This window comes from uncultured Sunxiuqinia sp. (assembly GCF_963974515.1).
In the GTDB taxonomy this organism is placed as follows: Bacteria; Bacteroidota; Bacteroidia; order Bacteroidales; family Prolixibacteraceae; genus Sunxiuqinia.
The window spans coordinates 1-10,588 of record NZ_CAXBDD010000117.1 but is presented as its reverse complement, the minus strand read 5'-3'; the positions used below and the strand labels follow the sequence as shown (position 1 = coordinate 10,588).

The window sequence follows — 10,588 nt, the reverse complement described above, 5'->3', positions numbered from 1 at the left end:
TAGAGCACGACCTTGCCAAGGTCGGGGTCGCGGGTTCGAATCCCGTCTCCCGCTCCATTTCTAGGAGTAAGTTTGGTTTCATTCGGAACTTGCTTTTTTAAAGGATGCCCGGGTGGTGGAATGGTAGACACGTTGGACTTAAAATCCAATGATCATTATGATCGTGCGGGTTCAAGTCCCGCCCCGGGTACCATTTACGGTTTTATTGCGAGAGTAGCTCAGTTGGTAGAGCACGACCTTGCCAAGGTCGGGGTCGCGGGTTCGAATCCCGTCTCCCGCTCCATTTCTAGGAGTAAGTTTGGTTTCATTCGGAACTTGCTTTTTTAAAGGATGCCCGGGTGGTGGAATGGTAGACACGTTGGACTTAAAATCCAATGATCATTATGATCGTGCGGGTTCAAGTCCCGCCCCGGGTACCATTTACGGTTTTATTGCGAGAGTAGCTCAGTTGGTAGAGCACGACCTTGCCAAGGTCGGGGTCGCGGGTTCGAATCCCGTCTCCCGCTCAGCAAAAAGCGCTTCATGAAAATGGGGTGCTTTTTTGTTGGGTGCCTGCAGGGCAGGTTAAATAAACGCTTCCGGCCAGCGGGGGCAGTCTACGATGATGCACCCGTAAATGATAGTGATGGCATCCTATCTGCTGCAATCTACTTGGTCTCTATATGGATCAATTTCTATTCTTGAAGTGAAAGCGTAAACGAATAGGCATGCTCCTCGCGTAAACCCGGCTCCCCCACGGCATAAGTATCAATAGTAACGCTTCCATTTTTGGCTATGGTCATCACCCTAAATTTGGGCGTGTGGTTTGTTTCATCCGGAATTTTGGTGCGTTCCAGTGCAGGGATGTGGAGATAGTGTACATGCCCAATTTTTTTGGAGTGAATCACCCGGTCCATGTCCATGTGAAGATCGCCGGAAATGACCACTGCGAGGTTGGCTTGAGAAATCACCCCTTCGATGAACAGTTGGTTGCTGATTCCTTTATCAGGGTTTTCCGGATAGACCCCTTTTTGAGCACCATGCACCACCAGAACTATTGGTTTTGGGGCCAGCCGTTGAACCTGTTCGAGAATCCACCGGGCACCACTATCTTTGAAATCACGGCCATGATCGGGCGACGCAAACACAAATGCCAGATTGTCGTGGTTTATAACATAGCTCGGACTTACAATTTTGCTGTTCCATTTTTGGGCATAGTGCAGATACCTATCCACGGTATTGCCATGCTCTTCATTGCCCATGATGGGATAGAATGGAGCTTTTAGCTTCTTTAGTGCCTGAGTTGCAGCTTCGTATTGGATTTCTGTACCTTTATGCGCAATGTCGCCAACACCGATAACAAAGTCAATAGGGTGCGTTTGAGCAAGAGCGTTAACTTGTTCAACAGCCGCATCCATGTTGGGGAATTCTGCCAATGGCTTTGGTTCACCATCGCCTAAAATCGCTATTCGAAGCAGCGTGGTATCATTCTCGGCATGTAATCTGGTAAGTGAAAATTCTGATAACACTGAATGATTAATTTCTGGAGTGTTACCGGTATCGTCTGTTGCATTGCCTTTGTTTGTGTTGTTCTTACATCCTGACAATACGATTGCAAGGAGTATGATGACCAACTTCAATGATTGAATCATATTGTCAATTTTTATTTAATTGCCTGGTCGACATAATCAGTATGTGCTGTTTTTAAGTAACGAACCGCATCTATTTCATCGTTTACAGAGAGGATTTTTACCCTGCCGGGACCTTTGTAATGTGAGAGCCATAGTTTGATGATATCAGTTACCCCGGGATAGCGATTGATCAACATTTCATAAGAGTCTACATCAAAGCCCGGTTCATCAGTATTTACAGCCAAAAGTTTCGAGTCCGATTCATGATCGTCAAGCATATGGATTATTCCAACGATTCTCACTTTTACAACCTTTTCACGAGCGATTGATGAACCCAGTACAAAAACATCAACGGGGTCGCCATCGCCACCGGTAGCTTCGGGTAACAAAGTTTGAGGTACAAAACCATAGTTGGCAGGATAGGGCAGGTAGTTGATTACCCTGAACGAACCAGGGGGAACTTGCTCCCATTCTATCTGTCCGATTACTTTATTGACCTCCCATTTTTGGTTTGTACCTGCCGGGATTTCAATTACAACATTTACCAGTGAATCGGATGTGAATGGAGCAATATCGTGCAGGTAGTGGTGTGTATTAATAACTACATTTTTATCTCTGCCCGAATTTCCGCAAGCATAAAGCAAGATAATCAGCACGAATATTCTGAATAATATTTTCATACTTTTTTAAAACATAAATGCTGAACGGTATTTATTGTCCAGCATTTATGTAAGTTGCAACTTATGTTTTCTAATTGCAGTCGTACCTTAAATCAAGGATTTTAGCAATATCTTCCCACGCTATTGCCGCGAGGCTTCCATCGTTATGCACGGGGTAAAAAGCCCCGTACTTAAAGTCTCCAAATGCTTTTTGGGTAATGGCAATGCCATCTGTATTGCGGGTGATTTCGCCACCAAACCCACCAATGTATTCCAGCGTTTTGCGGTCGAACACCTGAAAGGTATTGTTAATTTTACCTTGGTCAACCATGAGGTAATAGCCCGAGCTATCGCCTTTACATTCCCATACCACAATGCCTTCGGGTTCGTAGAGGAAATAATTGTGCGGGATGATTTGACCGGTGAAGTTACCTTCCACATCGTATATTTTCACGTTCCGGTGTTCTTCATGCTCATCTGCAATTAGCAAACGGTTGAATGTACGGTCAATAAGCAATGATTCTACTTTGTAGAGGACGCCTTCACCCGAAGTTTCGCCAAATGCTTTGACATGCTCAGCGGCTACCTGGTTGTTTTCAACCGTAAAAACAAAATGATGTACCCTTTGCCCCAGGCTATCGGCCGGTGGGGTTTCTTCTTCGGGTGTTTCGTAGTTATCGGTAACGTAAAGGTGGTATTTACCTTCAAATTGGTCAATGGTAATGCCATAGGGCAGACGTAAAACTGCTTCGCCGAAAGTACCCAGAGGTTCAAAATCAGGCAGGCTCACAACCTGAATCCTGTGGTTGTCCCTTTCAACAATTACAGCATAGTTATCGATTACGGTAATCCCGTTGGGCCTGCTGAGCTCGCCTAAAGCACTGCCTGTTTGTCCAAACTGGTTTATTTTTTCACCGGTAGCCGCATTGTAAACAATAACGACGTTTCCCTCTTTTGCAGTGGCCAACAGCCAGTTTTGGCCATCAGTACTGTGCCATAAAGCAGGACTGTCGACATTGTCGCTCTCGTCGCGCAGGGTTGTATAGGCCTCTTTAATAGCTGCAACTTCAGGAAGTACAGATTTTGATTGGCTAATTTGCGACTGATCGTTATTTGTGGGTTTATTCTGACAAGCTGTAAACAGCAAGAACAAAATCGTGGTTAAAAGTCCAATTCTATACATATTGTTTTTCTAAGTGTTTAAAAATCAAGCTTTACTCCAAACTGAAAGCGTACATTGTAATATTCAGCCTGCATGAGCCTTGAGCTTACGCCCTGGTAGTAATACAATGGTGTGTTCAGCAAATTGTTAGCCTCGGCATAAACCCTCAATTGTGGAGTAATGGCATAGTTGGCGTTCACATCTAAGTGGATGGTTTCGTCGTAGTACCTGTCGTAAAATGCCTCTTCGCCGAATTCATCAATAAAAGCTGATGAATAATTGACAGAAGTCCTGAAAGAAAAGCGTTTGCTATCGTATGATAAGGAGCCATTAAGCGTATGTTTTGCTGTTCCGGGCAGTGAAATATCATCGTCTTCGCGGCCTTCGATACGGAAATCGCTTACACTACTGGTTGTATAAGTGTAATTGGTGTACAAGCCAAAACCTTTCCAGAATCCGGGGAGGAAATCGAGCTGACGTTGGGCAGCTAATTCAACACCAAATATTTCTGCATTTCCTCCATTGATTGGCTGACTATAAGTGTCCCAGGTTGTTCCTTCGAACAGGTACTTTTCACGGGTTTCTGTCACAATAAAATCCTTGATGTCTTTATAGAAAACCCCTCCCGATAAAATACCAATGTTTTTAAAATATTTTTCAAACATAAAGTCGAGATTCATCGAAGTGGTAGGGGTTAAATCGGAGTTTCCAATGGCTATTTCATTATCTTCCCTGGTGATTTCCCTGTAGGGCACCAGCGAATAATAGTTAGGCCTTGCCAGGGTATTGGTCCATGCAGCCCTTAAAATGGTTGTTTTGTTAAAATCGTATTTCAGGTGCAAGCCCGGGAGAATATTGACATAAGAATCAGAAACCTTATCGGTTAGCGTATTTTCATCCTCATCGGCATCGTATTGGTTGCCCTGGTATTCCTGTGAAGTGTTTTCAATACGTACACCGGCAATCATTAATAATTTTGGGCCAATATTCTGGTTGAGCATAAGATAACCACCTATAATATTCTCGGTGGCATTAAAATCACCTGCTTCTGCTTCTGCAATTCTTTCTTCCTCAAACAATGAAGAGTTGGTCAAATCAAGTCCACCCAAGTATTCTGCTGACACCTGATTCCCGGTTGCGTAATCACCCGCTAAAAAGTTATCTTTTGTAAAGTTTTCCAAGTTGTTCAAGGTTGTAGCATTAAATGCATCTTCATCAGCAGGGCTGTATTCGAACAGCCTGTTATCACGCATTTTCTCCTTGCCTTTGTAGCGCACACCTACTTTAATGCTGTTTTTGAAATCATTTTCAAGCAAAGGAATTAAAAAATTCAGTTTGAAGTTTTTATCAATATCTTCAGTTAGCTGAAATTCTTCGGTAATTTCACCAAACGAATAGTCGGAACTAAAATCGGCAGATGAAGAAGGAGATACACCAGTAATCTTTGGTGCACTTTTATCAGAGAAATCGGTTATAAAAGTCAAATCTTCAACTTCGTATACAATATATCGTTCGTTGGGCCTTTCTTCTGAGGCTTTGCTGTATGATGCCGTCCAATCGGCTTTAATTTTACCAAACTGATGGTCGCCACCCATGGTGAAATTCATCATGCGCTGGTCTTCCAACCGTGCATTTTTGATGTCAGTATTTCCACCTTTGGTTTCTTTTTCCATCACTCCTATCCAGGTGTCGCTGTCTTCATCATGCTCAATATCCTTGTAAACGGTCCGGTAGCGATTTTCCCAGTCGTTGCGGTGGTTATATATACCATTGGCGAACAGGGTATGGTTAGCGGTGATTTTATAATCGAGGCTCAACGAATAGCTTTGGCGGATACGTTGTAAATAGTACTGACGGATTTGAATTTCTTCGGTAAAAGCAGAACCGTCTTTATTGTTATCCTCCATGTAATCCCATTCAGCCTCAAAGTTGTCACTGCCCAATTGGTGATTATGATACGATGCGCTGGCAATTACGCCCAGCTTATTGTTGAGAAAGCGGTCTCCCAATATAAAGGCACCATTATAAATTGGCTTTGAGGCAAGAACATTATATCCCGATCCGAGTGTTAGACTTATCCGTCGATCGTATGGCGCTGAGCGTGTTACCAGGTTTACCGAACCGCCAATGGCGTCAGCGTCCATATCGGGGGTAACGGCCTTGTTCACTTCGATCGACTGAATCATATCGGCAGGTACCAGGTCGAGCTGTACGGTTCGGTCTTCAGCCTCCGCCGAAGGGATGCGTTCACCGTTCACCATGACCGAGTTATATTGAGGCGCTGTTCCCCTGATGTTTCCAAAACGTGCTTCGCCCTGATCGTACTGTACATTGATACCAGGAATCCTTTTTAGGGCATCCCCGATGTTGGCATCAGGAAAACGGCCCACCTGGTCGGATGAGATGATGTTGGTGATGTTCCCTTTGGTCATTTGTGTGTTTAGGGCTTTCGACTGGCCATGCAACTGCCCGCTTACTAGAACTTCTGATAATTCAATGCCCGCTTCCAAACTAAAATCGGCGACTGTTGTTTTGCCGGGCTCCACCGTAACTTGTGTTTTGTTAGGACTAAATCCAATGTAAGAAACCGATAGTTCATACGTTCCTTCGGGAATTCCGGTAAGGGTGTAGTAACCATAAGTGTCGGAAACGGTACCTTTATTAATCATCTCAATGAAGACGGCTGCGCCAGGCATCGAAAGGTTGTCGGCATCCAAAACCCGTCCTTTAATTATGCCGGACTGTTGCGCCTGAACTGCTATGGCCAAGGCGACAAGAAAAACAGATAAGTAAACTTTTAGTTGTGTCATTTTATTCATTTGAAAATTCATGACAAAACTATGCTTAGCGCATTACAGGTACATTACAGACACATTACAAATACATCAAAAGGTATTAACGGCATGTATGCATACGCTGAAGCCAGTGTTTAAAATCTTCCTGGTGGCCTTTTACACTGAAATATCAAACCATCGTGACGATTGCTCCAACCAGTAGCAAATGATCGATGTCTAGTTCTATTTCTGCAGAATTATCCCAAAATGTGACCTGTTTCCACCAGATCAATTCAATAGCGATCGACTCTTTTTTGCCTGGATAAACGCTCGTTCCTGTATCCATGCGGATTGATAAATCCGTCGTTAGCAGAGGTGTGAGAGCCTTGCCCTGTCAGTGTTTCCTGGCGGAGTAGGCTACTCGATCAGTATAGGTTCAATTTTTGCAGATTGGTCTTGCTTCGTGATGCACAACGGTGTTATGCGTTCGCCTTTCTATTCAAATAAACCGTCATAGGTTATTCGGCACATACTTTTGATGACTGTCTTGCTGCCAACTGCCATCCGTTATTAGTTTTTATCCAAACGTTGGTGAATCTCCTTGGTATCCATTCTTCATGGTTCGTGCTCCTATTTTCAGGCTGTTGCAACTCTTTGCCCATGACAATCGCAATGTCTTGATTAAAAGTGATCTTTTCAATAATTCTTTTCACTGTGGGGAATCGATGTCCAGTTTCCATAAGTGCAACGATATCCTTAGGAGTCACAATTTTTCCATTTGGATTGTTAACTGCGTAGTTCTTCGACCATATTTTTAATAATGAGCTTGTGTCTCCTTTATCAAGCAATTCGGTCCAATGTTTTTCTAATTGTCTGATTTCTGTTTCATCATTTGATTGCCCGAAAGCAAGCGTAGTAACAAGAATGAAACTGATTAAGAAGAAACGAGATAATTTCATAATTCATTTTTTAGGTTATAGGTTTAATTCTTTTTGAATCTTTTTTTAAGAAAGTGAAGCAATGGCCAAAGATCAACGTTTTGCGGATCTCGGAACGATTTGTCGGGCCGCCTGTAGCAAAGCTTTCTAGGAGCAAAATACTCCTTTTAAGCCAGCCCACATTACGCTTATGCTGGCATATCGTTATCCTATCCTTCGTTTTCAGCGAAGGTCAAGATGTAACCGTTAATGTCCCGGATTGAAAATTCCGTTGCGCCGTAAAAAGTCTTTTCAAGTCCTTTTAGAATGCGCACCTTGTTCTCAATTCTATCGTGATATTGCCTGATTTCTTTTAGTTGAATATAAAGCAGCAGCGAACCACCTTCTTGTCTTGAAATCTCCGGCAGATCATCTCCTAAGCTCTCTAATGTTTGAAACATAAAGACGACATTCCCATTCGTCATCATAGCCCAAACCAAGTCCCCCTCATTCGGAACTCTCATGGTTAATTTGAATTCCAACTGCTCATAAAATTTAATAGTCTCGTCCATGTTTTTGACGAAGATGTTTGGCGATATTGATTCCATTTTAACTATTTTTTGGTGATTATTAATTCTGTTCCTTTGATGGTAAGATACGGAAATAACAACTTCATCCAATCCAACTACTCCGAAAACCAGCGAGTTGATTTTTTGCAATAGCCCACTTAACTCACCGCAGCTATTCTTAATGTTTCATTGGCAATATCTTCCGGCGAAAGAATATAATCAATACACCCACTCGCGATTGTCCTGTCGGGTATATCGGGTTGAATCGCGGTGTCGGGCTGTTGTGCGATGGTAATTCCTCCGACTTCTTTTATACCACACAGGGCGTCTGCACCATCACCATCATAGCCCGAAACAATGACGGCAATTAGTTTACCGTCCCAATGCGTGGTTATTGAGCGTAAAAATACCGTAATCACATCGGGCCATTCCCAAGGTTTCGATATCGGTTTTACGCGGAACTCATCATTTAGAACATGCAAGTCTCGTTTTTCGGGAATAATAAAGACATGATTTTGTTCAATATCCAGTTTTTCAGTGATGAGTTGGACGGGCATCTCCGTAAAACGGGGCAGAATTTCTTGGAGCAAGGTACTTACCGTTCTCTAATGGTTGACGATTGCAATGGCAACTCCCATCTCGGCAGGCATATTCTTCAATAATCGGGTAAAGGCATCCAGTCCACCTGCCGAACCGCCTACACAAACGATCGGAAAATCCTTTTTGCCTATGGTTGACTTTTTCGAGTTTATCGTTATTCAATTGAAATTTAGATCATCTGAACTTTAATTTAAACAAATAATTATTGACTTAGTTATTCGGTAATTAAGGATTTGATGGGCTCCTCCAAATTTGTGGCAATGCTGTGCAATACTGCCGGATCGGATTGACTGTCTCGCGGCCGTCTGCTTTTACAGATTCGGAGGAACAGGGTAGCTCAGTTGGTAGAGCACCATCCAGCGGCTGACGAATCGGGGTCGCGGGGTCGAATGCCAAGTCAGCAAAAGGTACTTCATGAAAATGAGTGCTTTTTTTATTAGGTACCGTTTAAATCGAATTTGATGTGGGTAAGTAGGATCCCGGCAAGAACGACAGCCAGCCCGATGATGTCTATCATGGTAAGGGTATCTCCAAATGCAACCCAAGCCATCAGCATGGTAACCGGAGGACCAAAATAAAACAGGCTGGCTACGCGGGTGGCATCCATTCGTTCAAGCAAGCGCCACATCAAAGCATAGGCTCCTAATGACACGCCCACGGTCAACCAAATCATCGCGTAGATAAACTCAGGCTTCCATTGGGTTTCCAGCTTCTCCCAAAAAATGGCCGGTATTGCCAGTGCCAAAACCGTTGCCAGACTTTGGTAAAAGAGTGTCTGATCTATGGGCAGATGGTAGTTCGTGGTGCTGATATCCAACTTTCGTTGGATCAATGTGCCCGCGGTAATGGCGCCTACTGATCCCAGGGGTATTAAATAACCAAAAATCGACTCGGGAGCCTGAAAATCGATTCGGGAAAGCACGGTCAATGCCACTCCTCCAAATCCGATGATCAATCCCATCCATCGGTGAAACGGTGTTGGTTCGCCCACTACAATTCCTGAAAATACGCCAGTAACCAATGGTTGCAGCGCCACCACCAGCGCGATAATGCCGGCAGGAACCCCCTGGTCCAGTGATAAAAGCACGCAAGTTAACCATACTCCATGAGCAAGAAAGCCGACGGACATGTTGTAGCCCACGACGGACCAGCTAATTTTTTTAAATCGTCTTTTTAGCAGGAGGTATAAACCGATAAGAATGGTGAGGGCGAGATAACGCCAGAATACCAGAGTGAATGGCCCGGTGTAAGGTAATCCGTATTCTGCTCCAATGAATCCCGAGTTCCAAAGAAGGACAAATCCAATAACGAGTAGCAGAATATCTTTACGCATGGATCAACTGATTTTTTGATCAGGTTACATTTTTTTTGCAGGGTAACGCTGGGTTGCGCTTTGGGATTTTCAAAATCAATTGTCTGCAACACCAGCGGGTTGACGTTTTTGTTCTCCGGCAACGATCTCATGAAGGCTATTGATTCTGCTCTATTTATTATAAATCACCGGCATTTTTCCTTTCCAATCTTCCCATAGATCTTTCTCAACAATTAATCTTGCCATGAAATTTCCAACGTTTATTCGACTGGTTTTGCCTGGATTAAAAAGAGGACTTCTTGTGGGCGAACCATATAATTCGTATTCGGTTACTTTTGAGTCGTTGATCAACGAATCCGGTCGAACAGCTACCCATTCAATATTTTCATGATTCTGACCAATGTTTAACCGTAGATAGTCGGCCGCATGTTCATTGTCTAATTGAGGTGGAATTAGTCGTCGAATCAAACCCATGGCAAGTTTTTCTCCGAATGAGTAAGTTTCGTTTAAATCTTTGTTTCTGTTGCCTGTTGTATTCATCAAAACAAATTTGAAATGATGGCCGGAAGAATTTTTTTCGATGGCACGACAGATTAATTCAACGGTATCGGCAACCAACTTTCGGGGCTTCCCGAAGATTCCCGATAAGCTTAAATGATGCCCAAGGCAGGAAGCAACAGATTGACAACCGTTCAGATGGTTCGCCATTTCGGTTATGTCAATTTCTGAAACATTGGCCCTTATGATAGCGATCTGTTTGCTGCGTTCCCACGTGTCGGGAATTTTGGCAAGCGGCCGGACGATGATCTTAACGTGTTGTCCCATCAAAATCAATTGATTGACCAATTCCTTTCCTGTGGCACCACTTGCGCCAATGACTAAAGTTGTCAAATTAGTTGTTTCCAATGTTCATGCTTTTTAGTGTTAGTTTGTTACGAACTACCTGCTCCATAGTTGCACCAAAGCTTTGCGAATTTGCCAGATT

General features: G+C 43.5%; 8 protein-coding genes, 4 tRNA genes and 1 pseudogene. 4 read left to right on the top strand and 9 right to left on the bottom strand.

The features are described 5' to 3' along the window. Nucleotides 1-106: 106 nt before the first annotated feature. The 4 genes from AAC033_RS16785 (at nt 107) to AAC033_RS16770 (ending at nt 506) form a co-directional block, all read left to right on the top strand. A tRNA-Leu gene (locus tag AAC033_RS16785) sits at nt 107-193 on the top strand. Between the two features lie 14 nt (nt 194-207). Beyond that, nucleotides 208-283, top strand: a tRNA-Gly gene (locus AAC033_RS16780). 49 nt (nt 284-332) lie between these two features. After that, nucleotides 333-419: transfer RNA gene (locus AAC033_RS16775), tRNA-Leu, on the top strand. A gap of 14 nt (nt 420-433) precedes the next feature. Then, nucleotides 434-506, top strand: a tRNA-Gly gene (locus AAC033_RS16770). 168 nt (nt 507-674) lie between these two features. On the opposite strand, the gene AAC033_RS16765 is transcribed toward AAC033_RS16770, so the two are convergent. From AAC033_RS16765 to AAC033_RS16725, 9 genes and pseudogenes are all read right to left on the bottom strand, one after another. Continuing rightward, complete coding sequence (locus AAC033_RS16765; RefSeq protein ID WP_339740238.1) at nt 675-1,631, bottom strand: metallophosphoesterase; 957 nt, start codon at nt 1,629-1,631, stop codon at nt 675-677. Between the two features lie 11 nt (nt 1,632-1,642). Continuing rightward, complete coding sequence (locus tag AAC033_RS16760; protein ID WP_339740236.1) at nt 1,643-2,290, bottom strand: inorganic diphosphatase; 648 nt, start codon at nt 2,288-2,290, stop codon at nt 1,643-1,645. A gap of 70 nt (nt 2,291-2,360) precedes the next feature. Next, on the bottom strand, nt 2,361-3,452 hold the full coding sequence (locus AAC033_RS16755) for a phytase precursor (protein WP_339740234.1): 1,092 nt from the start codon (nt 3,450-3,452) through the stop codon (nt 2,361-2,363). A 17-nt stretch (nt 3,453-3,469) separates the two neighbouring features. Continuing rightward, entirely contained in the window at nt 3,470-6,241 is a 2,772-nt protein-coding gene (locus AAC033_RS16750) for a TonB-dependent receptor (RefSeq protein ID WP_339740232.1), read from the bottom strand. A gap of 482 nt (nt 6,242-6,723) precedes the next feature. Beyond that, nucleotides 6,724-7,164: a nuclear transport factor 2 family protein gene (locus AAC033_RS16745; protein WP_339740230.1), complete on the bottom strand. Its 441-nt coding sequence runs from the start codon at nt 7,162-7,164 to the stop codon at nt 6,724-6,726. A gap of 188 nt (nt 7,165-7,352) precedes the next feature. Then, nucleotides 7,353-7,730, bottom strand: coding sequence for a VOC family protein (locus AAC033_RS16740; RefSeq protein ID WP_339740228.1), 378 nt, complete (start codon nt 7,728-7,730; stop codon nt 7,353-7,355). Nucleotides 7,731-7,849: 119 nt separating this feature from the next. Beyond that, nucleotides 7,850-8,401 (bottom strand): annotated as a pseudogene (locus AAC033_RS16735) (chemotaxis protein CheB). A gap of 326 nt (nt 8,402-8,727) precedes the next feature. Then, nucleotides 8,728-9,624 (bottom strand): DMT family transporter, encoded by an 897-nt coding sequence (locus AAC033_RS16730; protein WP_339740226.1) that lies wholly within the window; start codon nt 9,622-9,624, stop codon nt 8,728-8,730. 150 nt (nt 9,625-9,774) lie between these two features. Beyond that, a complete protein-coding gene (locus AAC033_RS16725; protein WP_339740224.1) occupies nt 9,775-10,509 on the bottom strand; it encodes an NAD(P)H-binding protein in 735 nt (244 codons plus the stop codon). Nucleotides 10,510-10,588: the final 79 nt, after the last annotated feature.

Excerpts from the sequence above, each read along its gene's own strand:
- AAC033_RS16765 (WP_339740238.1), bottom strand. The coding sequence starts at position 1,631 with ATGATTCAATCATTGAAGTTGGTCATCATACTCCTTGCAATCGTATTG.
- AAC033_RS16760 (WP_339740236.1), bottom strand. The coding sequence starts at position 2,290 with ATGAAAATATTATTCAGAATATTCGTGCTGATTATCTTGCTTTATGCT.
- AAC033_RS16755 (WP_339740234.1), bottom strand. The coding sequence starts at position 3,452 with ATGTATAGAATTGGACTTTTAACCACGATTTTGTTCTTGCTGTTTACA.
- AAC033_RS16750 (WP_339740232.1), bottom strand. The coding sequence starts at position 6,241 with ATGACACAACTAAAAGTTTACTTATCTGTTTTTCTTGTCGCCTTGGCC.
- AAC033_RS16745 (WP_339740230.1), bottom strand. The coding sequence starts at position 7,164 with ATGAAATTATCTCGTTTCTTCTTAATCAGTTTCATTCTTGTTACTACG.
- AAC033_RS16740 (WP_339740228.1), bottom strand. The coding sequence starts at position 7,730 with ATGGAATCAATATCGCCAAACATCTTCGTCAAAAACATGGACGAGACT.
- AAC033_RS16730 (WP_339740226.1), bottom strand. The coding sequence starts at position 9,624 with ATGCGTAAAGATATTCTGCTACTCGTTATTGGATTTGTCCTTCTTTGG.